Below are 24,766 nucleotides of genomic sequence, written 5' to 3' on the forward strand. Positions count from 1 at the left end.
CTTTTAGACCGCTAGACCAGCGCCTTCAGGAACTCAACGTAGACGCGCTTTACCCTCTTCAGGGATTCAACGCTCACCCACTCGTCGCTCCCGTGCCAGTTGCCACCGACCGGCCCGTAAACCAGCGTCGGCTTGTTGAGGTAAGTCCCGAAGTAGTTGAAGTCCCCAACGCTCCGACCGTAGATTATCTCGGGCTCTCCTCCAAGGACGGTCCTGTGGGCGGACTTGAAGATGTTCACAAAGCGATCGTTCTCCCTGACGACGTAGGGGAGCATATCCGGCGTCGGTCTCTCAAACTTCGAGACCCTGATGTCCCCCTTCAGTTTTACCCTCCCCGCAAGGTTGAGGAGCTCGGAGCTAACCTTTTCCCAGTCCTCACCAATGACTACGTGCCTGTCTATTATCGCCCTGGCGTAGTCCGGGACGCTCAGGCCGTCGGCAGAGCCCTCAATACTGAGGGTGCAGTAGGAGCCCACGCCAAGCTTTCTGTGGTTCCTGAAGCGTATCTTCCAGAGGGAGCCGACGAACCTCCCCAGCTCCTCTATGGAGTTGAGCCCCTCGTGCGGCCTCGCCGCGTGGGCTTTCTTCCCGAAGACCTCCACCTGAACAACGAAGCGCCCCCTCGCACCGAGCATGAGCCTCTCGTTCGTCGGCTCCGCGACGAGGACAACGTCAGCCCTGTCCAGCTTTCCGCTCCTTATGAGCTCCCAGGCACCCCTGGAGTAGCCCTCCTCATCGACGACCGCGGTGAAGATGATGTTGGGCCGCTCCTTCCGGGGAAGCTCTGCCATCTCAACGAACGCGGCCAGGAGCGCCGCCAGGCCCGCCTTCATATCCGCGCTTCCCAGGCCGTAGAAACGGTCGCCCTCCAGCTCACCGTGAGGATTTCTGGTCCAACCGGGGGATAGATTGACGGTGTCCATGTGACCGTTCAGAACGACGGTGTAGCTCCTTCCAGGAAGATAGGCCACCACGTCGCTTCCAAAGCCCTCAACCGGAAGGAGCTCCACGTCAAAGCCATGCTCCTCGAGAAACGAAGCGATAAATCGGGAGATCTCCTCCTCTTTTCCAAACGGGGAGCTGATGGACACCAGTTCCTTCAGGAGGTCAAATTCCATATAACCATCACCAGATGATAAAAACGACAAAGTGCTTAAGTAATTTTCCCCAATTACATTGAACAAAATTTGACTAAAATCCCAGTTTTTTCAAAATGCCAAAGTATTCCACCGTGAGGTAGACAATGCGGCAGGTGAAACCAGAAACGGCAAGTATATCCAAAACAGGAAGGTTTGTTTTCTGGTGGACCGGGCGGGATTTGAACCCGCGGCCTCCGCCTTGCGAGGGCGGCGCTCATACCAGGCTGAGCTACCGGCCCACACCCGGTATTAGGAACCGGCCCTGGGTTTAAAAGCTTTTGGTTCCCCCAGCTTCTTCCGTTTCCATATCAATGTCAAAGACCTGGAATTACCAAAGCCCTTTTAACTCATACATGCCAACAAACCCCGGTGGTGAGATGGACCCCCTAACGTTTCACAGGGACAACTTCATAGGGAACGGAAAGATAGAGGTAATACCCAAGGTTCCCATCACGGGAGAGAGCCTCAGCCTCGCGTACACGCCGGGCGTAGCGGAGGTTTCGCGAAGGGTAAAGAAAAATCCCGAGGACGCCTTTGAATACACCAACCGGGGAAATACGATAGCCGTCGTGAGCGACGGAACCCGCGTGTTAGGCCTTGGGGATACAGGGCCCCTCGGGGCACTCCCGGTCATGGAGGGGAAAGCTCTGCTCTTCAAGGCCTTCGGGGGAGTCGATGCGTTTCCCCTGGTGGTGGACGAGAAAAACCCGGACCGCCTCATCGAAGTTATAAAAGCCGTTTCACCCTCCTTTGGGGGAATCAACCTCGAGGATATCTCCTCCCCGAAATGCTTCTACATCCTTGAAAGGCTGAGGAAAGAGCTCGAAATTCCCGTCTTCCACGACGACCAGCAGGGGACTGCGAGCGTCGTCCTCGCGGCGCTCATAAATTCGCTGAAGGTGGTCGGAAAGAAGCCCGGCGAAATCACGGTCGCGCTCTTCGGGGCGGGGGCAGCGGGATTCGCCACCCTCAGACTGATCACGAAGGCCGGAATACCCCCCGGAAACGTCCGCGTCGTTGAGCTCGTGAACGGGGAGCCGAGGATTTTAACACCGGACCTTCCGCTTGAGAGGCTCTTCCCATACCGCGGCGGGCTCCTTGAAAAGACCAACGCCGAGGGAATCGAGGGCGGCCCTGAGGAGGCGCTGAAGGGCGCCGACGTGCTCATATCCTTCACGAGGCCCGGGCCAGGGGTGATAAGGGGGGAGTGGATAGAGCTGATGGCCGACGACGCAGTAGTGTTCCCTCTGGCCAACCCCGTTCCGGAGATACTCCCGGAGGAAGCCAAAAAGGCCGGAGCGCGGATAGTTGCCACCGGCAGGAGCGACTATCCCAACCAGGTGAACAACCTCCTGGGCTTCCCGGCGATTTTCAGGGGGACCCTCGACGTGAGGGCCAGAACCATAACGGACGGGATGGTCATCGCCGCGGCAATGGCCATGGCGGAAACAATCGAACCCGACGAGGACGAGATAATCCCCTCGCCATTCCACCCCGACGTCCATCCAAAGGTAGCGAGGGCAGTCGCCGAGGAAGCGATGCGTGAAAACGTTGCGAGGATACGCGTGAGCGGGGAAGAAGTGGAGGAGAGGCTGAAGCGCTGGAGGGAGTTCTACGAGCGGGAGATAGTGCCCCTCAACGACCGTAGAGGGAGCTACCGTTAGCGTCTATCGCCACCAGCAGCGGGAAGTCCTCAACCTCAAGAACCCACGCCGCCTCCGGAATCCCCAGTTCCTCCAGCCAGAGGACGTCAACGACGCGCTTTACGCTCTTCGCCGCCAGGGAGCCCGCTCCACCTGTGAAGGCGAAGTAAACGGCGCGGCCTTTGAAGGGCCCCGGGTTCATGCCCCCCTTTCCGATTATCCCACGGACGCCGAGGGAGAGGATTTCCTCCAGGTAGCGGTTCATCCTAGCGCTCGTCGTCGGCCCGGCGGAGACTATCTCATACCCATTGGAAGTTTTCCTCACCACCGGCCCGCAGTGGTAGATAACGGCCCCGTTGAGGTCGAAGGGAAGCTCTCCCCTCTCTGCCAGTTCGAGGATTTTCCTGTGGGCCGAGTCCCTCGCCGTGTAGATCACCCCGGAGAGGTGAACAACGTCGCCGGCCCTGAGGTTCAGGACGTCATCCTCGCTCAGAGGGGTTTTCAGCCTCATAATAGGCCATAGAGGGAAGTCCTTAAAGGCGTTTTGGGTTTGGCAGAATTGGTCAAACCCAGGTCATAAGTAGGAATCCGCCGATGTTTCGTATGGTGATTCCATGAACGTTAAGGTTGTTGCTTCCGCTGTGCTGGCCCTCCTTCTCGTGGTCTCGATAGCCGGCTACACCGGGGCCTTTGGAAAGGGCGGCGAGGGGAAGCTTGAGTACAGGGTTTACACGAAGGAAAGGATAATGGCCGGTGCCTACAAGGTCTACGGCAACCCGAAGCTCGACTTCTGGGCGGCCAAGACCGTCCTGACCAACGGCGGGGAGGGAACGATAAAGAACATCAGGATAAGGTATTCCATCGACAACTACGCCCCGGAAACCGAGAAGAGCTATCCCCTCCTCCTACCGGGCGAAACCATCGTGGACCTCTACTATCCCATAGTCTCAAGTGAGGTCACCAAGCTTTCGGCCTCAACGCCATCGAACGTAAGGATAACCATAACCTACGAGGTGAACGGCGAAACCAGGGAGGAAAGCGTCACAAAACCCCTGAGTATCCTCGGCGTCAACGACTTCGTCTTCTCCTCCCTCAACCCCGAAGAGAGCACGGGGAGCTTCTACGACACCTTCAGCAACGCCCCCCTCTTGGCGGCATGGGTTACCCCGAGCGACCCGGTCGTCAGGGAGTTCGCCGACATGGGAAACAAGCTGGCAGGGGGTGCCGGGGCGAGTCTGAGCGACGAGGAGGCCATGAAAAGCCTCAGCGGCATGTGGGAGCTGGCGGTGAGGAACGGCTTCTCCTACAAGACGGAGGGCGAAGGCTACTGGACCGGAAAGTTCTCCGAGCACATAATGTTCCCGCGCGACGTGATAAGGGACAAGAGCGGAACCTGCGTTGACCTGGCGCTGTGGTTCGCCTCCCTGGCGATGTCCCAGGGGCTTAAGGCCTACATAGTCCTCATGCCCGGCCACGCCTTTCCGCTGATAGAACTGCCCAGCGGGGCAGTGATACCCGTCGAGGCAACCGCGATAAATCAGGGGGTCTCATTCCAGGAGGCGGTGCAGATCGGCATGGAGAAGAGCTGGAAGATGGCGATGGACGGCCCACACGACATCATAGACGTCGCGGAGGAGCATTCCACGGGAATAGTCCCGCCGGAGCTGCCGCCCCTCCAGGCGGATATCCTCTCAAAGTGGGGGATAAGCCTGAACGCGGGTGGAAACGGGCTCAACAACGGAAACGCCGGTGGAAACGGAGGAAACCCCGAGGGTGAAAACGGTGGAGAAGCCGGAGGAACCGGGGGGTGGAAAACATACCGCGGCACCTACTTCTCATTCGCCTACCCCGCCGACTGGGACGCGCCCGAGGACTACGGCGGTTACGTTTACCTGCTGAGCCCCGATGGGGAATTCGAGTTCATCGTTCTATACTCCCAGGGGGCGAGCGTTGGAGACATGGTTCAGGCCTTTGAGGGAAGCCTGGCAGACGCAGGGGTCGAGATAACCGACCGCCAGGAGGGGGAGGCCAGCGTGATGGGTCAGAACGTGTACGCAGTAGCTTATGGCCTCGGCACTGACTATGGAAAGTACTCAGCCGCCGCCAGGTACTTCACGGCAGGCGGAGTTGGCTTCGCCGTTATCTACGACTTCCCGGCTGGGAACAGCGAATACAACCAGCTGGGCGAGCATATTGTGGAAACGTTCAAGTTGGGGTGATGCAGATGAAGAGAACCCTGACCCTGCTGATACTGCTCCTCCTGACGGTGCCCTTGGCCGCGGGGGAGGTCAAGATAGTGGAGTACAAGATAGACGGAACCATGAAGGTTACGCTAGACGGCGTGGGGAACGCTCAGGTGGAGGAGGCATGGCACCTCACCCCGAACCTCTACCTCCAGATGAAGGGGGCGTATCCCACAACGTACATGCTGAAGCGCGAGTTCGAGAACAGACGGAGCGACACCGAGTACAGGGACATGAAGATCGAGTGGGACGACTCCAACAACGAGATCAGGGCAACCTATACCATGCTCGGGGCGGCTATCAACAGGGGCGACCACTGGGAGCTGGACCTGGGGGAGGGCGACATGACCCTCTCAAGCCAGAACGGGAACACCGTGGTTTTAACCCTGGTTCAGCCGATTTCCGGGGGAGAGGGAAGGCTCATCGAGACGGCAACGATAGTCCTCCCCGAGAGGGCGGAGAACGTGAGGGTGGATGACGGGATACTCCGCTACGAGCTTCCAGAGGAGGGAAACGGAAGAAACCCCGCCTTCCTGGGTCTAGCGATCATCTCGCTCGCCGGCCTGGTTCTCCTTAACGTGCCCCTAAAGAGGGGAAAGGAATGATAAGGGAGATAAAGAGGGAGATGGTCGATTACATAACCCGGGAAACCGGAGTGGACAGGGAGGTCGTCGTCAAGGTTCTCCGGGCGGAGGAGGAGTACCTGCTGACGGAGATTAGGGATGCCCTAGGGCGGGTCAAGTGACTTTTCTCTTCTCCAAGCCCCGCCCTTTAGGACGGGGTACAGTATTCTGAAAATCAGCCTTCAAGCAGGAAAGCAACCTTTTTTAAAGCCCAAAAACCGTACCATACTTTGGAATGAAGCGGGCAGTAACGGTAAAACTCCAGCCCTCAAAGGAGCAGGAGAAAACCCTCTTCGAGTTAGCCCACGCCACAGCAATAATCTGGAACAGGCTCAACTACGAGCGATTAAAACAGTTCAAAGAATTCGGCAAAATGGACTTCTCAACAACTGAAAAAGAGGCCTATCACGAGTTCAAAAACTGGATTGGCGGCTCAACAGTTCAACAATTAGCTCGAAAGAATGCAGAAGCGTGGCGAAGTTTCTTCTCACTCAACAAAAAGAAAAAGAAGAGAGAACTTCCCGAGTGGTTCAAACCAAAACCACCAAAATTCGTCAAAGAAGAGAATGGGTGGAAGCTCTTCATAATTCCCCTCAGGAACGACCAGTATCGGATTGATGGGAACGTTATTGAATTGAGGAGGCTCGGCAAATTTGGAAAACTCGAAGTTCAGTTTAAGGGGAGAATACACCTGAAGGGCAAGCAAGGGCGGTTGGAAGTAACCTACGACCCGGTAAAGCGGAAGTGGTATGCTCACATCAGCTTTACGATCGAGGAGAAACTTGAGGGTGGAGAATGGGTTAAGCTTCCGAGAACTCCCAAGGGGAGCCTTTCAGCAGGAATTGACTTGGGGATTAACAACTTGATGGCCGTTTACGTTGAGAATGGGGAAAGCTTTCTGGTCAATGGAAGGCCACTCAAGAGCATTGATTTTTACTGGTGGAAGAAGATTGCTGAGTACCAGTCGAAACTCAACAAGTCCGGCTGTAAAAAGAGTAGAAAACTCAAAAGAATGCACGAGAAGGCGAAACTTCAGGCGAAGCACTACATCAATACTGTCGTTAGACAGACTGTTAAGAAACTCTATGAACTTGGAGTTTCCAAAATCGTCGTGGGTTATCCGAAAGGCATTGCAAGAAACTCCGACAAGGGTAAAAAGCAAAACTTCATCCTCTCTCATGTCTGGCGGTTTAATTACGTAATTAAACGTCTCAAGGAAGTTGCTGAGGAGTATGGTATTATTGTTGAGGTGGTTGATGAGGCTTTCACTTCGCAAGTTTGCCCTCTCTGTGGCCAACGCCATGAGAATGCTCGTTTTGTTAGGGGTTTGTTTAAGTGCCACAGGGAGGGTGTTGTTATGAATGCTGACCTTGTTGGGGCGTTTAATATTTTAAAGAAGGCGGTAAAAACCATAACCCCAAATCTGAGCGGTCTTTATGCTCAGGGGAGGGGTAACGGGGGGAAGACCCTCCCCGAGGGGCTGAAAGCCATCTTCACTGGCTTTGGTGAAGCCCCTCAAACCTCCCCGCCAATGGCGAGGGGTTAAACCATTGGAACCCTCGCCCTTCAGGGCGGGGAGGAGGTCAGCCTCCCATTTTTCCGGCAACTATAAAAACTTTGAGCGCGTAGTGAGAGCTTGAAAACCGGTCGCGATATAAACGCCGGTTCTGGAGAGGGTTGTGTGAACCGTCCAGATGATGTAGCCCTGCTGAAATCGATTCTCAGTGAGACCAACCTTCAGATAATCTCACTCCTCAGAACGGACTCTCTGAACACACGGGAGATAGCCCGTCTTCTCCAGAAGGACGAGACGCAGATCTCCAGGGGATTGAGGAACCTTGAGCGGATGGGCATCGTTGAGGGAAGGTGGGTTCGGCTGGGGGGCAAAAACGTCAAGCTCTACTCCCTCAAGTGCGACGAGTTCAGCGTCCGCTTCACAGCTGGGGGAATCGAGGTGGCGATGGGCGATACCGTCTACCGCCGTCCCCAGCGGCTTCTGGCATCCAGCGTGCCGGAGGTGAAGAACTTCGTTGGAAGGGAGGAGGAGCTGAAACTCCTCAAAGGAAACGCACCTGTTGTGGCCGTGTTCGGGATAGCAGGGATAGGGAAATCCAGCCTCGTGGCGAGGGCCTTTGAGGACGCCTTCTGGTACTCGATGGACGGGAGCGAGAGCCTTGAGTACGTGGCGTGGCAGATGGCACTCTACCTGAACATGAAAGGGTTCCCGGAGCTGACCGAATACCTGCGCGCCGGCGGAAGGGAGTCCGAATCCATAAGGGAACTGGTTCTCGAAGGAATGGAGGAGACCCGCTCCATAGTAGTCTTCGACGACCTTCACAAGTGCACCGATGAGGATGTTGAGTCGTTTCTGCGGTTCCTATCATCAAGGGTTGAGAGGGGAAAGCTGATCCTCATCTCAAGGGAAAAGCCCAGGGTGGACTATGAGAGGGTTCTTTTCATACACCTCAGGGGGCTGAAAATTGAGGAATCCCACAGGCTCCTGAGCCTCAGGATTCCGGGGATAACCCTGAAGGAGTCGGTCAGGATGCACCACCTCACCCTGGGCCACCCCCTGCTCCTCGTCCTTGCCGCGGAGGCTCCGGGAACGGCGGGAGACGAAGACTCACTCTTCGAATACCTGCTGGGGGAGATATACGACACGCTGGACGAGAGGGAAAGGCTCGTACTTCAGGTCCTGGCGCTCTTCGACGAGCCCGTAGAGCTATCCGCCCTCAGGAGGATGACGTACAGAAACGCATTCCTGGTTCTGTACTCCCTCCTGAACAAGAGTCTGGTGGAAAGAAAGGGCGAGAGCTATCAGGTCCACGACCTCCTCAGGGCATTTATCCGACGGGTCAGCGAGGTTGACGAGGAGCGCTATTACAGAGAGTACGTCTCGTACCTCCTGGAGAAAAACACGGCCAGGGAGTTCCTCACGGCATTCACATATGCCGCCAGGTTGGGGGACGAGAGGCTGATAGCCGAGATAACCGAGCTGAGGGTAAGGAGGCTCTGGAGGGTTGCGCTGGACTTCCCAACGGCGTACATGAGACTCCTCAGGGGGGTAGGCAGCAGCCCGTACGCAAAGAAGGAGATGGCACGGCTCTACTTCAACAGGGGGTTCTTTGAGAGGGCCCTGAACCTGTGGAGTGAGGCATTAGGGGGTGTTGAGGGGGACTTCCACAGGTTCGACGCCCTCATGATGCTCGTCGACGTCCACTGCGAGATGGGAGATATCGAGTCAGCGGAAAGGATTTTCAGCGAGCTTGAGGGGATTTTCAGGAGGCAGGGGCAAGACCCCTACATCCGGCTCGGTTACTACATCGAGCTCACAAAGATAAGGACGTTCAGGAGGGAGCGCGAGAAGGCCATCGAAAGCGCCTTCAAGGAGCTTGAGGCTGTAAGGAACTACCCGGAGCCGTATCCCGAACTCGAAGCCCTCATCCTCTACCACATAGGCTACCTCTACGTCGAGCTCGGCGAGCTTCAGCGGGCGCTGACATACTACCGGGAGGGCCTTGAGACGGCCAACGCATACAGCCTGCCCTTCATGCTGAACCTGGGATACCTGCAGATGGGGATAGTTCACTATTACCTCAGGAATTTCGACGAGGCCGCCGGCAACGCCAAGAAAGCCGCGGAGTACTTCCTGGGAGTTAGAAACTACCGCAGGGCGCTGGATGCGCTCTTCAGGCTGACGGTGTCCCTCATGGGGCTGGGGGCGTATGAAGAGGCCGAAAAATGGGCCGAGAAAATGACCGAGATAACCCACAGCACGAACTACCCGCTGGGATGGACGGCCTACGTGCTCATCGGAATCCTGAGGGCGCTCAGGGGAGAGGGCGGCAGGGAATACCTTGAAACGGGCCTGGAGAAAATCAAGAACAACCAATACCTGTACAGGGGACTAATTGAAGAGCTGGCCGTTCTCTTCGACGAGGAGGACGTAGATTCCTGGCTTTCCAGCGGCTCTAGTTCCAAACCCTGACATCACCGTCCGGCTTTATCTCGATGAAAGCCCTCCTGTTGGCCCAGCACTGGACGACCAGCCCCACCGGAAAGCTCGCCGGATGCCTGTGGGCGACCTCTATCTTGACGTCCAAGGCGGTGGTCTTCCCGCCCATACCCATCGGACCGATCCCTGTGCTGTTCACTTCCGTCAGAAGTTCCTCCTCGATTTTCGCTATCCTCCCATCCGGGTTCCTCTCGCCCACCTTCCTCAGCAGGGCCTTTTTGGCCAGGAGCAGGGCGTAATCTGCACCCCCACCAACCCCTATGCCCAGGATGACCGGCGGGCACGGCTTTCCGCCGCAGGCCCTAACGTGCTCGACGACGAAGCGCTTTACCCCTTCCCAGCCCCCGGCGGGGGTCAGCATTGCTAAAGCAGAGCAGTTCTCGCTTCCGCCGCCCTTCGGAAGAACCGCTATCCTTATTCTATCCCCCGGAACGGGCTCCCAGTGGATTATGGGAATCCCTTCCCCGGTGTTGTCACCGGAGTTCCTCCCCGTGAGAACATCGACGGCGTTCGGCCTGAGGGGGATTTCCTCAGTTGCCCTCCTCGTCGCCTCGATGAGCAGATCTCTGAGTTTTCCGAGAAAGGGACTCCCAACGCCGGCCTCGACGAAGAAGGTAACCGTGCCCGTGTCCTGACAGACGGGAACCCTGTCGGCGAAGCCGAGGTCTATTGCCTTAATTATGTTCCCGAGGTTGAAGCGCGCTGTCTCGTCCTCCTCCCCGGCGTAGGCCTTCCTGATGGCGGAGAAGGTGTCCTCGGGGATCTTGGTGACGGCAAGTCTTATCGCCTCAACGATGGCCTCAATCAATTGGCATCCACCTGTTGAAGATTGTGATTGTAGTTAAAAAGTTTTAACTTGAACATTGCACAAAATCCCGGAAGGTTTACCACCATATTGGCAAACTTTGGCATTAAACTGTCCCACCATACCGGTACATATTTCGGCAGAACTGCACCACCGTACCGGCAACATTCAAACCACAGAAGAGAAAGAAAGGGCATCAGCCCTTCAGAACCTCGACTATCTGCTCCGCAACCTGGACGCCAGCGCGCATCTGGGCCTCGACGGTCGAGGCGCCGATGTGCGGGGTGAGGACGACGTTGTCGAGCTTGGTGAGCGGGTGGTCGGCCGGGAGCGGCTCCTCCTCGAAGACGTCCAGGCCGGCCCCGGCAATCCAGCCCTCCTGGAGGGCCTTGACGAGGGCGTTTGTGTCCACGACGGCACCGCGAGCGGCGTTGATGAGTATTGCCGTCGGCTTCATGAGCTTAAGGCGCTCCTCGTTTATGAGGTGGTAGGTTGCATCGATGAGCGGGACGTGGAGGGTAACCACGTCACTCTCCCGGAGGAGAGTCTCAAGGTCGACGAACTTCCCACCGACTTCCTTCGCGCGCTCTTCGTTCGGGTACGGGTCGTAGAGGAGAACGTTCATGCCGAGGGCCTTGGCTATCTTGGCTATGCTGTAGCCTATCCTTCCGAAGCCGACGACTCCAAGGGTCTTGCCCTCAAGCTCGATTCCCATGGCCTGCTTCTTGGCCCAGGTTCCCTCGCGCATCTTCCTGTCGGCGAAGGCGATCTTTCTGGCCACGTTGAACATAAGCGCAACGGCGAGCTCGGCGACGCTTCTGCTTGAAGCGCCTGGGCTGTTCACGACCTTTATCCCGCGCTCCTTGGCGGCCTCAAGGTCGATGTTGTCCAGACCGACGCCGGCCCTTCCGATGACCTTGAGCTTCGGAGCAGCTTCGATGACCTTTCTCGTCACCTTCGGCTTGCTCCTGACTATTATAGCCTCAACGTCCCCGACGAGCTCCAGAAGGCGGGTCTCATCGGGATACTCCTCGTAAACAATTTCAAAACCGGCGTTCTTCAAAACGTCGATTGCCTTCTCGTGCAGCGGTGCCGCAACCAAAACCTTCACCATTTCCATCACCTCATCCCCTTCTCTTTATAGCCATGAGCATGACCTGATCGGATGCATCCTCCGCCCTGTCGGCTATGTCACCTATCTTCGTTAGTATCTGGTTCCAGACGAGCTTTGCGTAGGTAGTGACTGTCTCGCTCTCAAAAACCTTGCCCTTGACGTCGTACTCGACCTCGTCGGCTATCTCCTCGGCATCCTCCACTGCCTTGGCCAGCTCTATCGCCCTGTCAACGTCCGAGTTCATAGCATTTACCGCCTGAACGAGAACCCGGTAGGTCTCAACGGCGGACTCCACGAGCCTCAGGATCTCCGCCCTCAGCTCCTTCGGAACCTTCGGCTTGGCCAGTACGAGGGTGTGGGCCGCGCTCTCCGCGGCATCGGCGACCTGGTCAATGAGCTCGCTCAGCCTCACGTAGTCCCCCCTGTTGGCGGGCAGAAAGGCACCCTCGTAGAGCATCGTCTCTATGCCCCTTCTGAGCGTGTCGGCCTTGCTCTCCAGCTGGTCAACCTCCCTCTCAAAGGCCCTGGCCCTCTCAAAGTCACCGTCGAGGTAAGCATCAACCAGCTCCCTGAAGGCAACAAGAGACTCGCTGACGACCTCAAGGTGCTCGTCTATGGCTTCAAAAACGTCGCTCTCCTTGCCTCCGAATATGGGCATCTTCGACCCCTCCAGTCTATACTTCACCGCCCGGTTTATTTAGATTTTCCTTGGCCTTTATCAGGGCCCACAAAAGCTCGTTTCTGGGCGCCTCCAGACCCACGGACTGGGCGTACTCCACTATCTTTCCATGGATGTAGTCCACCTCGGTCCTCTTACCGCGCCGTATATCCTGGAGCGTTGAGTTGTAGTTCTCCCGTGTCCGCTCTATCGTATCCCATAGCAACTCGAGGGGATGTATTTCGAATTCTATACCAAGCTGCTGGGCCACGAGGCAGCCCTCGCGCGCAAGGTCCACCGACACCACCTCGAGGTACGGGTCGTCCTTCAGCGCACCGTTCTTCACTCCCAGAACCGTCCCAAGGCCGTTGATGACAGAATTCACTATAGCTTTCGCCCACTTCCAGCCGATAACGTGCTCCGTAACGGACGTTTCAAGGCCCGCAGCCCTGAAGACTTCGGCCACCCTTTCCACGAAGGGATCGGCCCCCGTCGGGTACCTCCCAATAACCGTGAGTCCGCGCCCGGTCCAGCGCACGTGGCCCCACTCAACGAGCATGGCACCGTTCGTGGTCACCCCGCCGATGACCTTTTCCGTCACCTTGAGGGCCAGCTCCTCGTTGCCGAGGCCGTTCTGCACGCTGAGTATCCACGTATCCGGCCCTATGCATCCCCTGGCGCACTCCAGGGCCGCCTTTGTGGAGTAAGCCTTCGTGGCCAGAATCAGCAGGTCCGGCGGCTCATCGGGGGCGGTAAGGCTGGCCCGGGGATGAACCGTGAAGTCCTCAAAGCCCGAAACGTGCAGCCCGTTCTCGTTTATAGCCCTCACCTGCTCCTCCCGCCCGATGAGCGTTACGTCGTTGCCGGCCCTCGCGAGCAAAGCCCCGAAGAGGGAACCTATACTCCCCGCACCGAGTACGTAAACCTTCATCCCACCACCGCAAGCGTTTAAAGCCCCATCCTTAAAGCCTTACCGATGATTTCGATAGTTCTCGTTGAGCCGGAGGGACCGGCGAACATAGGGATGGTAGCTAGAACCATGAAGAACTTCGGGTTCTCAAGGTTAGTCCTCGTCAATCCGAACATCACCGAGGAGAGCTACAGCTACGCGGTTCACGCCGCGGATGTCCTTGAAGACGCGCTGGTGTTGGGGAGCTTTGATGAGGCGCTTGAACTCTTCGACCTCGCCGTAGGTACTACTGGAAAGCCCGGAAAAAGCTACATCCCGGAGAGGGCACCCCTGATGCCCTGGGAGCTGGCCCAAACCCTGAGGGGCTACTCGGGGAGGATCGGCCTGTTCTTCGGCAGGGAGAGCATCGGCCTGAAAAACGAGGAGCTGGAGAGACTTGACTTCACCGTAACGATTCCAACCAGCGAGGCGTATCCAGTCATGAACCTCTCACAGGCGGTGGCGGTTATCCTCTACGAGCTATCGAAGGGGAGGCCTGGCCCAAGGGCCCACTCCCTTGAGCTAGCCACTAGAAGGGAGAAAGAAGAGCTGGTGAAGGCCTGGGGAAACCTGTTAGGGGTTCTCAACTATCCCAAGGACGCCGAGAGGAGGGAGGTCTTCGTGAGAGTGTTCAGACGCTTCGTCGGGAGGGCAGTCCTCTACGGAAGGGAGGTTCACACTCTCATCGGGCCGATCAGGAAGGCGGCCCTTAAACTGGAGGAATGCTGGGATGCTGAGCGTCGAGAGGTTTGACATAGCCGGTAGGACGGTGTGGATAGGAGTAATCCACGCCGAAAAAATCCAGGGGATAACCTTTTCCCTGGAAAGGGAGCAGTTCGAGAGGAACCTCGACCGCCTCACGGGCTTTCTAAGGAAACGGGGCGTGGACGTCGGTACCGAACGCGGAAGGTCGGACTACCCCTCCCTCGTCAGGGACGTCATCGTGGGCAATGTGAGCAACGCCGAAATCCTACCGGAGCTCTCCTTTGAGGGCGTGACACCCTTCGAGAGGCGCGTTTACGAGTGGCTCACGAAAAACGTTAAAAGAGGGAGTGTTATAACGTATGGTGGCCTTGCCGGGGCCATTGGCACGTCACCGCGGGCCATAGGAGGGGCGATGAGGAGGAACCCATACCCCATCGTTGTTCCCTGTCATCGCGTCGTTGCCCACGATGGCATCGGCTACTACACTCCACGACTGGACGAAAAGGTCTTCCTGCTCGAAATCGAGGGGGTGGAAGGATGGACAAGCTCAAAGCGTACCTGATCGGTTTCCTGATAGCAATCCTGGCAATAGCCGCTGGAATAGTCTGGTACGGCGGCTGGAAGCTGCTGCTCCAGGTGATACTCACCCTCGGCTTCCTCGGCGTCACCCTGATGCTGCTCTTCTTCACCGGACTGACGCTCTACGCGGAGAGCTGGAAGTACGGGGCGATACTCGCGATATTCACCGCTATAAGCGGCTACGGCCTGTATCTGAGCGCCACCTGGCGGAACCTCAACGTCGTCGCCGGAATAATCGTCTTCTTCGTAGCGATCGTCGCCTTTGGAATCTGGTACATCAGCGAGCCCGACCTCGGCCTCGCGGACCGCTTCCGTTCGGCCGAGAAGCTGGAGAGGGCGGGCAAGTACAAGGCCGCGGCGAGGAAGTACGAGAAGGCCGGAAACTACCTGAAGGCAGCGGAGATGTACGAGAAGCTCGGCTGGATGGAGAGCGCCGCCTGGGCCTACGAGAAGGCCGAGAAGTACGAGAAGGCCGCCGAGATCTACGAGGCCCTCTACGACAAGGAAAAGGACACCTACTACCTCAAGGAGGCCCACGAGTACTGGAAGAAGGCCGGGAACATGGAGAGGGCAGCGAAGGCCCTCGAGCGCTACGCCGAGGAGGAGCCCTGGTTCTGGGAAGACGTGGCAAAGCTCTACGAGGAGCTGGGCAACGAGGAGAAGGCCAGGGAGGCATGGGAAAAGGCCCTTGAGTACTACCAGAAGGAGGCCCAGGAGGAGGGCGTCTTTTACGAGGACGTCGGTAACATCGCCAGGAGGCTCGGGAAGGAGGAGCTCGCCAGGGAAGCCTACGAGAAGTTCCTCGAGTACTGCCTGAAGGAGGCGGAGCAGGACCCCATGTGGTGGAAGCACGTGGCCGAGGCCTACGACTATCTCGGCGAGAAGGAGAAGGCGGAAGAGGCAAGAAAGAAGTACGAGGAGTACAGGGCAAAGATAATGAGGGCCAACGAGGAGACCTCGAACTTCCCTGAGGAGAAGGAGAGCCAGAGCTAAAAGACCCTTTCTATTTCCTCAATTCTGTCGAAGTCCCTGTCGTTTGAGAGGATAACCCTTATCCCGTGGTTTTTCATCGTGGCGTAGTGAACCGCATCGTCAAAGTCAAGCTTCTCAACCCGTTCAGCTTCCACGAGAATTTCAGGTGTCAGCGGAACGACTCGAATCCCCAGTTCAGGAAGTATTTCCATGAGGTTGAACCTTCTTTTCTTGTTCAGCCTTCTGAGGAGCACGTAAAGCTGCCAGATGGTCAGCGATGAGGTTATCATTGACCCGTAGTGTCTTTCCAGCAGTTCCGTGGCTCTGTCGGCGAACTCCGGGTTGTCGGTGAGATGGTAGTAGATCACGCTAACGTCAACGTAAACCCTCACAGCTCTCCCCTCAGGAGCTTTTGGGTTTCCTTCTTCACGATTTCGTCGATTTCTTCACCGGTGAGGTTCTCCCCCCGGAAAATTCCCCTGTATTTCATCAGCTTCTCCCTGACGGGGATCAGGATTATCCTGCCGTCCTTCTCCTCGACGTAGAACTCCCTGGAGCGGAGGTTTTTCCTGATGCTGGCGGGGAGGTAAACCCTTCCGTTGTCATCGAGCCTCACAACTTCCACTGCCATGGTAAAGATTGGGTTTTTGGAAAATAAATAGTTTTTGGCAAACGCAATTCTTAATACAGCTCGCCCGCTTTCTTCAGCTCCTCAAGCTCCTCCTCAATTTCCTTCTCCTTTTTCTCCGCGTACTTTCCCATCCAGTCGAAGAAAAACCAGACCGCCAGAAGGAGCAGGGCTATGGCAAAGAAGCCAAATACTACCTGGAAGTCCGTGGGAACAGTGCGAGGGATGTACGGCATGCTCCCACCAGAAGAGACTTCGCGGGACACCTGAAAAACTTTGCCAACCTTTTTAAAATCCGAGGGGAACTCTCCCCAGGTGGTAGCGATGATGGGGATGAACCCGCGGCAAATGAAGAAGCTCATGCGCCAGATGGGCATCAAGATGGAGGAGCTCGAGGGGGTTGAGGAAGTCATAATCAGGATGGAGAACAAGGAGATAGTCCTCAAGGAGCCGGTCATCACGATAATAACCGCGCAGGGCGAGAAGAGCTATCAGATCGTCCCGGGGAGTGAGGAGGTCAGGGCCATAGTAAGGGTCTCGGAGGAGGACGTCCAGCTCGTCATGGAGCAGACCGGCGTCGATTACGAGACGGCAAAAAAGGCCCTCGAGGAGGCAAACGGCGACCTCGCGGAGGCGATACTGAAGCTGACGGAGGAATGAGCCAGAACAAAGAGGAAAACAAAACGTCGGGGTTCACTCCCCTCCCTTCTCATTCTGGAAGGTCTCTATGGCCTTCATGAGAGGTATGAGGTGCATCAATGCCGGACCTCCGGCCATGAGAACCGCAACGAGGCCCGCCTCGATAAGCTCCTCGGGCTTTGCACCGGCGGCGAGGGCCTTCTGGGTGTGGAGATAGATGCACCACTCGCAGCCCGCGGATATGCCGAGGGCCAAAGCGATTAGCTCCTTCTCGCGCGTCGTAAGGGCCTTGTTGTCGAGGGTCTCCCTGAGGAATCTCGAGAAGGCGGAAATCTCCTTGGGGTGCTGCTTGCCCAGCCTGTCGAGGAGCTCCTCTATCTCCTCAAGTTTGACGTTAACATCGTCGTAATCCATAGGGATCACCGTATAGAGCTAAAAAAGAACCGCCTTAAAGCATTTCCAAAACGAAAGGTTCAGAACTAGGTGTGAACCACAACGCCGCGCTGACGGAGATGCAGGATGTCATCGATGACGTCTATGAGGGAAGCGATTATCTCGTCGTACTTCCCGCCATCCAGACCGTACACTGTTTTAAGTCGATCTTTAAGCTCGAAAAGCAACTCCTCATCCAAGTCCATGAGCCGCTGGGCCTCCCTGGCGAGGAACCTGAGCACCACTCCCCTTGCATCGTCCCGCTCGAGGAGCTGGAAAATAACCCCCAGTGTCGACCTAATGAACGCCTCATCCTGAACCTTGTCGGTGATTCTGGAGAGGAGTTCCAGCGCACCCTCTATATCCCGCGGATGGGTCGATTTAAGGAGCACGTTAAGGAGGGACGCGAAAAACTTCTGGGTTCCCGGGTAAAGCGTGTAGATATCCGCCAGAACCTCCGCCGCGGTTTCCCTGGCCCACGGGTTTTTGCTCTTCAGAAACTCCCCCAGGACAGGCAGTATACTGTAGGCATCGGAGGGGGTCAGGTACTGGGTGAGTCTGGAGACTATCCACAGGGCGTCCATTCTTCTTGTGTAGTCCTCGTCCTCCAGCATCCCGAGAACCCTGCCCATAACCTCAGGATCCATCTTGGCGAGCTCAGCCACGATCTCCGGTTTTCCGGCGTCGAGGAGCCGGTCGATGTCCTTCGCGCTGTACTGGCTGACGGTCATGCTCTTCATGATGTCCCCCGTGTCCTTCATAACCTCACCAACGCCCGCGGACTTCTCAAGCTTTTCGAGAACCTGGGCCGCGCGGATACCGAGTTTAACATCTCCCCTGAGCCGTTTGATACCATTTATTGCCTTCAGCTTATTTCTCATGCTGAGCCTATCGGAGCGGGACAGCAGTCTATCTATGGACATAACCGCCCTCTCGACAACGTATGGGTCAGGATGAGAAAGAAGATCCGCCATCTTGTCGAATACCTCGTTTAGAACCTTGGTGTCCTCGGTCTTGCTGGCCATCTCGGTCAGGGCAGTTATCGCGGCACCCTGGACTTCACGCTTTTTGCTTGAGCCTATGAGGGAGAACAGCCAGCCTATCAAACGATAGGCCAGCTTCACAAACTTTGCACCCACCTTACCCAGTCCCTCTGAGGCGTATTCGCTGAGTATCGGGATGCCCGATTTAAGGACATCCATAAGCGCATCCGTTATTCTACCGTACTCCTCCTCGGTAAGCTGACCCCGCTCAAGAAGGGCGTTCAGGACCTCCAGCGCCTTGAGGGCAACCCTCTCATCATCATCCTTGGTCCGGGAGATTATATAATCCAACGCAGCGGAAAGTCGGCTCTGGGAGAGCCCATCCTCCCGCACCATGTCAAGAAGAACCTGAAGGGCGTTGGCCCTCACATGGGGGTTATCGTCCGACAGCAGCTCCAGAAGAACCTGAAAAGCGCTGTCGTACTCGGACGCAAGTTCACGAACCTCCCGCAGGTGCCAGGCCAGGAGGTCTTTACGCATGCCCGCCTTGTTAACCACAAGCTCCCCTCCCCCCAAAACCATCAGCTTCACCATGGAATAATAGGTTACACTCCGATTTAAGGGTTCCCTCAACGTCAGCTACTCAAATCGAACCTGTTGTGAGGAAAAAGTGTCGCAATCAAACATCAAACAAAGATTGAAGGCACAAAAACTATTAACCCCCAACGAAAAGTGGGGACAGAATGAAGGCCATAGGTGTGATAAGAAAATCCCGGCGGGACAGGGTAAACAGGGAGGAGTTCGAGGAGCTGCTGAGGAGTGCCGGCTATGAGGTAGTGGCGATACTCGAGCAGAACAGGGAGGAGCACCCGAAGTACAACATCGGAAAGGGGAAGCTGGAGGAGCTCAGGGAGCTGGTTCGAGAGCTGGAACCGGACAAGGTTGTGTTCGCCAACAAACTCAGCCCGAGCCAGGCCTACAACCTCTGGAAGGAGCTCCGCGTTGAGGTCATCGACCGCTGGCAGCTCGTTCTCGAAATCTTCGAGAAACGCGCCCACTCGAAGGAGGCCAAGCTCCAGGTGGAGCTGGCGAGCCTCCAGTACGAGGTTCCGCTCGTGAGGGAGGCCATCAGAAGGATAAAGCTTGGCGACAGGGCGGGTTTCAAGGGAATGGGTGAGTACCAGACGCAACAATACCTCAAGCACATCCGGTACCGCATGGGGAAGATAAGAAGGGAGCTGGAGAAGGTCAAAGCCGATAGAGAGGTGAAGCGGAAGCGCCGCGAGGAGGTCGGCTTTATACTCATCGCCCTCGCCGGCTACACCAACGCCGGGAAATCGACCCTACTCAACGCCCTCGCGGGGGAGGAGATAGAGGCGAGGAACCAGATGTTCACCACCCTGGACACGACGACGAGGCGCTTCAAGCTCTCAGGAAAGAGGGTTCTCGTTACTGATACCGTTGGCTTCATCGACGGCCTGCCGCCGTTCATAGTCGAGGCCTTCCACTCGACGCTCGAGGAGATAGTGAAGGCTGACATAATCCTGCTCGTCCTGGATGCGAGCGAGCCCTGGGGGGAGATAAGGAGGAAATTCATGGCGTCCCTGGGCGTTCTGAGGGAACTGAAAACCCTGGACAGACCGATGGTGGTTGCACTCAACAAGATGGACCTGACCGGCAGGGAAGACGTCCGCGACAAGGCCGAGAGGGTGCGAGAGATAGCGGAGGAGAGAGGTATAAACCTCCTCCGCGTGGTGTCGATCTCAGCGAAGCTGGGGGAGCTTGAGGAGCTTTACGGTGCGCTCGAGGATGCCGTGCTGACCCTGCCAAAGTACGGGGCCTTTGAGATAAGGGTGGGCGAGCCGGAGAAGGTGCCGCAGGTCATGGCCCTGATAAACGCCATCGGCGAGGTTCTAAACGTGGAATACGGCGAGGAGACCAGGATAGAGGCCTACATACAGACGGGAATGATAAAGGAGCTGACGAGGCTCGGCGTGGGGATAAGGCGGTTAAACCAGTCCCACAAGGGAGAAGGCCTTGAAGATGGCCAGTGATATCGCTATGGCCGTAAGCGGCGTCGCCACCCATCCAAAGACTATATCCCTGATGACCGATTTCTCAACACCCTGACCCACCAGCAACCCAACACTCACCACGCCCCCGACTATGGACTGGCTCGAGCTCACCGGGAGGCCGAAGAAGTTGGCGAGGCTGACGGCGATGGCGGAGCCAAACTGGGCGGCGAAGGCCGAGATCGGGCCGAGGGCAGTTATCTTCTTTCCAACGGTGTGCATCACCGCGTAGCTGAAGGTGAGGGCACCGAGGGAGAGCGCTATCGCCCCAAAGATTCCCGCCACCTTCGGCTCCATGAAGCCCGCGCCGACGAGGGGCCCGGAGGCGTTGGCCACCTCATTGGTTCCGAAGTTGAAGGCCATGTAGGAGCCGCCGAGTATCGCCAGGGCCTTGTAGAGGGACTCGATGGTCGAGACGCTCCCGATCCTCGACACCACCAGGGAGTAGAACCGGTACAGAACTATCGCAAGCAGACCCGAGAGCACCGGCGAGACGACCCAGGCGGCGGCGATTTTGGTGAGGGTGTACCAGTTCACGGGGGCGTGGGTGGCTAGGCCGACTCCGATGACGCCCCCGACTATGGCCTGGTCGTGGAGACCGGGAGCCCCCTGACCGTTGCTATCGTGACCCAGACCCCCGCCGCGAGGAGGGCTATGACGGCCATCTCCATCGTGAGGTAGCCTTCGGGCACTATACCCTTCCCGACGGTCTTCATGACCTTGTATCCCCTGAGGTAGGCCCCCATGAGAACGAATATTGCTATCGTGAGCGTGGCCTGGCGGAAGCTCAGTATTCCAGCCCCAACCGCGGTGCCCATGGCGTTGGCCGAATCGTTTGAGCCTATGTTCCACGCAATGTAAAACGCCACCGCAACAGCCGCCACCGCCAGGCCATCCATTTTAACCACCACTATATAGACTATATACCTGCGTGGGGTTTGCGGACTTAAAAATTTAGCGGGCGAACTTTTTTCGGGAAACGATGACCGCTTTTTACCATTGACGACTGACAACGTTCACGCCTACCCAAAGACACCTGCCGAAGGGAGCTTAAGCCAATACCGAAACTTAAATAAATGCATTGGATGAATAAACTTTGACAAATTTAAGGAGGCAGAGAAGATGATCGAGATTCGTTTTCACGGTAGAGGTGGACAGGGTGCCGTTACCGCTGCCAACATACTAGCCTCAGCTGCTTTCCTTGAGGGCAAGTACGTCCAGGCGTTCCCGTTCTTCGGTGTTGAGAGGCGTGGAGCGCCGGTTACGGCTTTCACCAGGATCGACGAGAAGCCGATAAGGATAAAGACCCAGATCTACGAGCCGGACATCGTCGTCGTCCTCGACCCGAGCCTTCTCGACACGGTAGATGTTACCGCCGGTCTCAAGGACGGCGGAATAGTCATCGTCAACACCGAGAAGAGTAAGGAGGAGGTTCTTGAGAAGCTCAAGAAGAAGCCGGCCAAGCTGGCACTCGTTGACGCAACCACCATAGCCCTCGACGTTCTCGGACTGCCGATCACCAACACCGCCATCCTCGGTGCGGTCTCCAAGGCCACCGGTGTCGTCAGCCTCGAGCACGTCCAGAAGGCCATCCAGGACGTCTTCTCCGGTGCCCTCGGGGAGAAGAACGCCAAGGCCGCAGAGGAAGCCTTCAACAAGACCGTCATTTACGAGCTCTGATCTTCTTTCCTTACCCTTAATCCAAGCAAGGTGGTGATAAGGTTGAACACGCTGTTCGGTGAAAAGAAAGAAGGGGCCACCAAAATCGTCCTCAAGAGCGTGGACGAGTACCCCGAGGCCCCGGTGAGTCTGGGAACAACCCTCAGCAACTTCACGGGTGACTGGAGGACATTCATCCCGGTCATTGACGACGACAAGTGCGTCAAGTGCTACATCTGCTGGAAGTTCTGCCCGGAGCCGGCCATATTCATCCGTGAGGACGGCTACGTGGGAGTTGATTACGACTACTGTAAGGGCTGCGGCATCTGTGCGAACGAGTGCCCGACCAAAGCGATAACCATGGAGAAAGAGGAGAAGTGAGGTGTTGGTTATGGAGTACAAACCCATTAGGAAGGTCGTGAGCGGTAACTACGCGGCCGCTTACGCCGTTAAGCACGCGCGCGTTGAGGTCGTCGCGGCTTACCCGATCACCCCTCAGACCAGCATCATCGAGAAGATAGCCGAGTTCATAGCCAACGACGAGATTGAGAACATCCAGTACGTCCCCGTCGAGAGCGAGCACTCCGCCATGGCGGCCAGCATAGGCGCCTCAGCAACCGGCGCCAGAGCATTTACCGCCACTTCAGCCCAGGGTCTCGCCCTCATGCACGAGATGCTCCACTGGGCCGCCGGTGCGAGGCTCCCGATAGTCATGGTCGACGTCAACCGCGCCATGGCCCCGCCGTGGAGCGTCTGGGACGACCAGACCGACAGCCTCTCCCAGAGGGACACCGGCTGGATGCAGTTCTACGCCGAGAACAACCAGGAAGTTTACGACGGTGTGCTGATGGCCTTTAAGATAGCCGAGACCGTTAACCTCCCCGCGATGGTCATCGAGAGCGCCTTCATACTGAGCCACACCTACGACGTCGTCGAGATGATACCGCAGGAGCTCGTTGACGAGTTCCTCCCGCCGAGGAAGCCGCTCTACACCCTCACCGACTTCGACAACCCAATATCCGTGGGTGCCCTCGGAACCCCGAACGACTACTACGAGTTCCGCTACAAGCTCGCCAAGGCCATGGAAGAGGCCAAGAAGGTCATCCACGAGGTCGGCAAGGAGTTCGGCGAGCGCTTTGGAAGGGACTACAGCCAGATGATCGAGCTCTACAAGACCGACGACGCTGACTTCGTCTTCATGGGCATGGGCTCGCTCATGGGAACCGTCAAGCAGGCGGTCGATGTTCTCCGCGAGGAGGGCTACAAGGTCGGCGCGGCCAAGGTGCGCTGGTTCAGGCCGTTCCCGAGCGAGGAGCTCTACGAGCTCGCCAAGGACGTCCAGGCCATAGCGGTCCTTGACAGGAACTTCTCCTTCGGACAGGAGGGAATACTCTTCAACGAGGCCAAGGGAGCGCTCTACAACACCGACGCAAAGCCGCTCATGAAGAACTACATCGTCGGCCTTGGAGGAAGGGACTTCACGGTGAACGACGTCAGGAAGATCGCCGAGAACATGAAGGCAATCATCGATAAGGGAGAGCTTGATGTAGAGGTGGACTGGTACCACCTTAAGAGGTGAGAAAGATGGAGATTCCCGAGAACGTTAAGAAGAGGTTGAGCATTCCAGCTGATGAGCACTTTTACGCGGGCCACACCGCCTGCCAGGGATGTGGCGCTTCCCTGGGTCTTCGCTACGTGCTCAAGACCTACGGCAAGAAGACCATCTTCACAATCCCCGCGTGCTGTTCGACCATCATAGCCGGTGCGTGGCCGTACTCAACCCTCGACGCCCCGCTCTTCCACACGGCCTTTGAGACCACCGGTGCCGTCATGAGCGGTATCGAGGCGGCCCTCAAGGTCAAGGGGTACAAGGTCAAGGGCGAGGACGGTGTCATGGTCGTCGGCTGGGCCGGCGACGGCGGTACCGCGGACATAGGTCTGCAGGCCCTCAGCGGATTCCTTGAGAGGGGCCACGACGCGCTCTACATCATGTACGACAACGAGGCCTACATGAACACCGGAATCCAGAGGTCCGGCTCGACCCCGTACGGTGCCTGGACCACCAACACCCCGGGCGGAAAGAAGCACTTCCTTGAGAAGAGGCACAAGAAGAAGGTCATCGACATAGTCATAGCCCACGAGATACCCTACGCCGCCACCGCAAGCGTCGCCTATCCAGAGGACTTCATAAGGAAGCTCAAGAAGGCCAGGGACACCCCGGGACCGAGCTTCATCCAGCTCTTCGCCCCGTGCCCGACCGGCTGGCGCTCACCGACCGACAAGAGCATCGAGCTTGCCCGCTTAGCCGTCCAGACGGCCTACTTCCCGCTCTTTGAGTACGAGAACGGCAGGTACAAGATCAACATGCCCTCACCGAAGAAGGAGCCGAAGCCCATCGAGGAGTTCCTCAAGTACCAGGGCAGGTTCAAGTACATGACCAAGGAGGACATAGAGGTCCTCCAGCAGTGGGTCAACCACGAGTGGGAGAAGCTCAAGAAGCTCGCCGAGATCTTCGGCTGAGCTTTCCATCTTTACCCCAAGGTTTAAGTTTCCATCTGATAAGTCACCCGAGGTGATAAGCATGGCCGAGAGTCCGTTTAAGGCCGACATTGAGAGGGTTCAGAAGGAGTATAGCGAAAAGATGACCCCCGGAGCGATAGCCACCATCCCGGGGAGCAGCGTGGTAAACAAGACCGGTTCCTGGCGTGTTTTCATGCCCGAGTTCAACCGGGACAAGTGCGTCCGCTGCTACCTCTGCTACATCTACTGCCCGGAGCCGGCCATCTACCTCGACGAGGAGAACTACCCCGTCTTTGACTACGACTACTGTAAGGGCTGTGGAGTTTGCGCGAACGAGTGCCCGACCGACGCTATCATAATGGTTAGGGAGACCAAGTGAGGTGGTGAA

The 24,766-nt window shown here is 57.1% G+C and carries 27 protein-coding genes, 1 tRNA gene and 1 pseudogene; 16 read left to right on the plus strand and 13 right to left on the minus strand.

What is annotated here, in order from left to right:
* Positions 1–11 precede the first annotated feature (11 nt).
* Together FH039_RS11660 and FH039_RS11665 are read right to left on the minus strand one after the other, a co-directional pair.
* Positions 12–1,118 (minus strand): M20 family metallopeptidase, encoded by a 1,107-nt coding sequence (locus FH039_RS11660; protein WP_139681444.1) that lies wholly within the window; start codon positions 1,116–1,118, stop codon positions 12–14.
* A 182-nt stretch (positions 1,119–1,300) separates the two neighbouring features.
* Positions 1,301–1,378: transfer RNA gene (locus FH039_RS11665), tRNA-Ala, on the minus strand.
* A 138-nt stretch (positions 1,379–1,516) separates the two neighbouring features.
* Here FH039_RS11665 and FH039_RS11670 point away from each other — a divergent pair.
* On the plus strand, positions 1,517–2,803 hold the full coding sequence (locus FH039_RS11670) for an NAD(P)-dependent malic enzyme (protein WP_139681445.1): 1,287 nt from the start codon (positions 1,517–1,519) through the stop codon (positions 2,801–2,803).
* Here FH039_RS11670 and FH039_RS11675 read toward each other — a convergent pair.
* On the minus strand, positions 2,775–3,293 hold the full coding sequence (locus FH039_RS11675) for a FumA C-terminus/TtdB family hydratase beta subunit (RefSeq protein ID WP_139681446.1): 519 nt from the start codon (positions 3,291–3,293) through the stop codon (positions 2,775–2,777). The two genes, FH039_RS11670 and FH039_RS11675, sit on opposite strands and share 29 nt — an antisense overlap.
* A gap of 103 nt (positions 3,294–3,396) precedes the next feature.
* On the opposite strand from FH039_RS11675, the gene FH039_RS11680 reads away from it, so the two are divergent.
* The 5 genes from FH039_RS11680 (at position 3,397) to FH039_RS11695 (ending at position 9,636) form a co-directional block, all read left to right on the plus strand.
* A complete protein-coding gene (locus FH039_RS11680) occupies positions 3,397–5,001 on the plus strand; it encodes a cysteine protease (protein WP_139681447.1) in 1,605 nt (534 codons plus the stop codon).
* A complete protein-coding gene (locus FH039_RS11685) occupies positions 5,001–5,630 on the plus strand; it encodes a hypothetical protein (RefSeq protein ID WP_240703226.1) in 630 nt (209 codons plus the stop codon). The genes FH039_RS11680 and FH039_RS11685 overlap by 1 nt, the downstream gene beginning before the upstream one ends.
* Positions 5,627–5,770, plus strand: coding sequence for a hypothetical protein (locus FH039_RS12225; protein WP_168188413.1), 144 nt, complete (start codon positions 5,627–5,629; stop codon positions 5,768–5,770). The genes FH039_RS11685 and FH039_RS12225 overlap by 4 nt, the downstream gene beginning before the upstream one ends.
* Before the next feature lie 113 nt (positions 5,771–5,883).
* Complete coding sequence (locus FH039_RS11690) at positions 5,884–7,194, plus strand: RNA-guided endonuclease InsQ/TnpB family protein (RefSeq protein WP_139681448.1); 1,311 nt, start codon at positions 5,884–5,886, stop codon at positions 7,192–7,194.
* A 90-nt stretch (positions 7,195–7,284) separates the two neighbouring features.
* Positions 7,285–9,636: a tetratricopeptide repeat protein gene (locus tag FH039_RS11695; protein ID WP_139681449.1), complete on the plus strand. Its 2,352-nt coding sequence runs from the start codon at positions 7,285–7,287 to the stop codon at positions 9,634–9,636.
* Here FH039_RS11695 and FH039_RS11700 read toward each other — a convergent pair.
* The 4 genes from FH039_RS11700 to FH039_RS11715 form a co-directional block, all read right to left on the minus strand.
* The gene (locus FH039_RS11700) at positions 9,620–10,471 is read right to left on the minus strand and encodes a fumarate hydratase (protein ID WP_139681450.1); all 852 of its coding nucleotides are present in this window, start codon (positions 10,469–10,471) and stop codon (positions 9,620–9,622) included. The genes FH039_RS11695 and FH039_RS11700 overlap by 17 nt on opposite strands.
* A 193-nt stretch (positions 10,472–10,664) precedes the next feature.
* Positions 10,665–11,579 carry a hydroxyacid dehydrogenase gene (locus FH039_RS11705; RefSeq protein ID WP_139681876.1) on the minus strand — a complete coding sequence of 305 codons (915 nt, stop codon included), beginning with the start codon at positions 11,577–11,579 and terminating at the stop codon, positions 10,665–10,667.
* 13 nt (positions 11,580–11,592) lie between these two features.
* Positions 11,593–12,240: a TIGR00153 family protein gene (locus FH039_RS11710; RefSeq protein WP_139681451.1), complete on the minus strand. Its 648-nt coding sequence runs from the start codon at positions 12,238–12,240 to the stop codon at positions 11,593–11,595.
* 16 nt (positions 12,241–12,256) lie between these two features.
* Positions 12,257–13,171 (minus strand): 2-dehydropantoate 2-reductase, encoded by a 915-nt coding sequence (locus FH039_RS11715; protein WP_139681452.1) that lies wholly within the window; start codon positions 13,169–13,171, stop codon positions 12,257–12,259.
* 45 nt (positions 13,172–13,216) lie between these two features.
* Between FH039_RS11715 and FH039_RS11720 the strand changes: the two genes are divergently transcribed.
* The 3 genes from FH039_RS11720 to FH039_RS11730 are packed head-to-tail and all read left to right on the plus strand — an operon-like array spanning position 13,217 to position 15,466.
* Entirely contained in the window at positions 13,217–13,942 is a 726-nt protein-coding gene (locus FH039_RS11720) for an RNA methyltransferase (RefSeq protein ID WP_139681453.1), read from the plus strand.
* The gene (gene otg / locus FH039_RS11725) at positions 13,920–14,456 is read left to right on the plus strand and encodes a methylated-DNA--protein-cysteine methyltransferase (RefSeq protein ID WP_139681454.1); all 537 of its coding nucleotides are present in this window, start codon (positions 13,920–13,922) and stop codon (positions 14,454–14,456) included. The genes FH039_RS11720 and otg overlap by 23 nt, the downstream gene beginning before the upstream one ends.
* Positions 14,432–15,466, plus strand: coding sequence for a tetratricopeptide repeat protein (locus tag FH039_RS11730; protein ID WP_139681455.1), 1,035 nt, complete (start codon positions 14,432–14,434; stop codon positions 15,464–15,466). Before otg ends, FH039_RS11730 begins: the two co-directional genes overlap by 25 nt.
* Here the strand turns inward: FH039_RS11730 and FH039_RS11735 are convergent.
* Genes FH039_RS11735 through FH039_RS11745 form a run of 3 tightly spaced genes read right to left on the minus strand, consistent with a single transcriptional unit; the run spans position 15,463 to position 16,309 of the window.
* Positions 15,463–15,837, minus strand: coding sequence for a type II toxin-antitoxin system VapC family toxin (locus FH039_RS11735; RefSeq protein ID WP_139681456.1), 375 nt, complete (start codon positions 15,835–15,837; stop codon positions 15,463–15,465). The two genes, FH039_RS11730 and FH039_RS11735, sit on opposite strands and share 4 nt — an antisense overlap.
* Positions 15,834–16,076 carry an AbrB/MazE/SpoVT family DNA-binding domain-containing protein gene (locus FH039_RS11740; protein WP_240703227.1) on the minus strand — a complete coding sequence of 81 codons (243 nt, stop codon included), beginning with the start codon at positions 16,074–16,076 and terminating at the stop codon, positions 15,834–15,836. Before FH039_RS11740 ends, FH039_RS11735 begins: the two co-directional genes overlap by 4 nt.
* Positions 16,077–16,126: 50 nt before the next feature.
* The gene (locus FH039_RS11745; RefSeq protein ID WP_139681457.1) at positions 16,127–16,309 is read right to left on the minus strand and encodes a hypothetical protein; all 183 of its coding nucleotides are present in this window, start codon (positions 16,307–16,309) and stop codon (positions 16,127–16,129) included.
* Positions 16,310–16,397: 88 nt separating this feature from the next.
* Between FH039_RS11745 and FH039_RS11750 the strand changes: the two genes are divergently transcribed.
* Positions 16,398–16,733: a nascent polypeptide-associated complex protein gene (locus FH039_RS11750; protein WP_058939900.1), complete on the plus strand. Its 336-nt coding sequence runs from the start codon at positions 16,398–16,400 to the stop codon at positions 16,731–16,733.
* A gap of 33 nt (positions 16,734–16,766) precedes the next feature.
* Here FH039_RS11750 and FH039_RS11755 read toward each other — a convergent pair whose 3' ends face one another.
* A complete protein-coding gene (locus FH039_RS11755) occupies positions 16,767–17,126 on the minus strand; it encodes a carboxymuconolactone decarboxylase family protein (RefSeq protein ID WP_139681878.1) in 360 nt (119 codons plus the stop codon).
* Positions 17,127–17,191: 65 nt separating this feature from the next.
* Positions 17,192–18,721: a hypothetical protein gene (locus FH039_RS11760; RefSeq protein WP_139681458.1), complete on the minus strand. Its 1,530-nt coding sequence runs from the start codon at positions 18,719–18,721 to the stop codon at positions 17,192–17,194.
* Between the two features lie 149 nt (positions 18,722–18,870).
* Between FH039_RS11760 and hflX the strand changes: the two genes are divergently transcribed.
* Entirely contained in the window at positions 18,871–20,181 is a 1,311-nt protein-coding gene (hflX, locus tag FH039_RS11765) for a GTPase HflX (protein WP_139681459.1), read from the plus strand.
* Here the strand turns inward: hflX and FH039_RS11770 are convergent.
* Positions 20,137–21,098 (minus strand): annotated as a pseudogene (locus FH039_RS11770) (anion permease). The gene hflX and the pseudogene FH039_RS11770 sit on opposite strands and share 45 nt — an antisense overlap.
* Positions 21,099–21,321: 223 nt before the next feature.
* Here FH039_RS11770 and FH039_RS11775 point away from each other — a divergent pair.
* The 5 genes from FH039_RS11775 to porD all read left to right on the plus strand — a co-directional run bounded on the left by FH039_RS11775 (position 21,322) and on the right by porD (position 24,757).
* Positions 21,322–21,879: a pyruvate/ketoisovalerate ferredoxin oxidoreductase subunit gamma gene (locus FH039_RS11775; RefSeq protein ID WP_139681460.1), complete on the plus strand. Its 558-nt coding sequence runs from the start codon at positions 21,322–21,324 to the stop codon at positions 21,877–21,879.
* A 42-nt stretch (positions 21,880–21,921) separates the two neighbouring features.
* Positions 21,922–22,239, plus strand: a complete 318-nt coding sequence (locus FH039_RS11780) for a 3-methyl-2-oxobutanoate dehydrogenase subunit delta (RefSeq protein ID WP_014013205.1) — start codon at positions 21,922–21,924, stop codon at positions 22,237–22,239.
* 10 nt (positions 22,240–22,249) lie between these two features.
* Positions 22,250–23,437, plus strand: a complete 1,188-nt coding sequence (porA, locus tag FH039_RS11785) for a pyruvate ferredoxin oxidoreductase (protein WP_139681461.1) — start codon at positions 22,250–22,252, stop codon at positions 23,435–23,437.
* Positions 23,438–23,442: 5 nt separating this feature from the next.
* On the plus strand, positions 23,443–24,378 hold the full coding sequence (locus FH039_RS11790; RefSeq protein WP_139681462.1) for a 3-methyl-2-oxobutanoate dehydrogenase subunit beta: 936 nt from the start codon (positions 23,443–23,445) through the stop codon (positions 24,376–24,378).
* A 61-nt stretch (positions 24,379–24,439) separates the two neighbouring features.
* Complete coding sequence (porD, locus tag FH039_RS11795; RefSeq protein ID WP_139681463.1) at positions 24,440–24,757, plus strand: pyruvate synthase subunit PorD; 318 nt, start codon at positions 24,440–24,442, stop codon at positions 24,755–24,757.
* Positions 24,758–24,766: the final 9 nt, after the last annotated feature.

Origin of the sequence: Thermococcus indicus (genome assembly GCF_006274605.1) — an archaeon.
GTDB classification, from domain to species: Archaea; Methanobacteriota_B; Thermococci; order Thermococcales; family Thermococcaceae; genus Thermococcus; species Thermococcus indicus.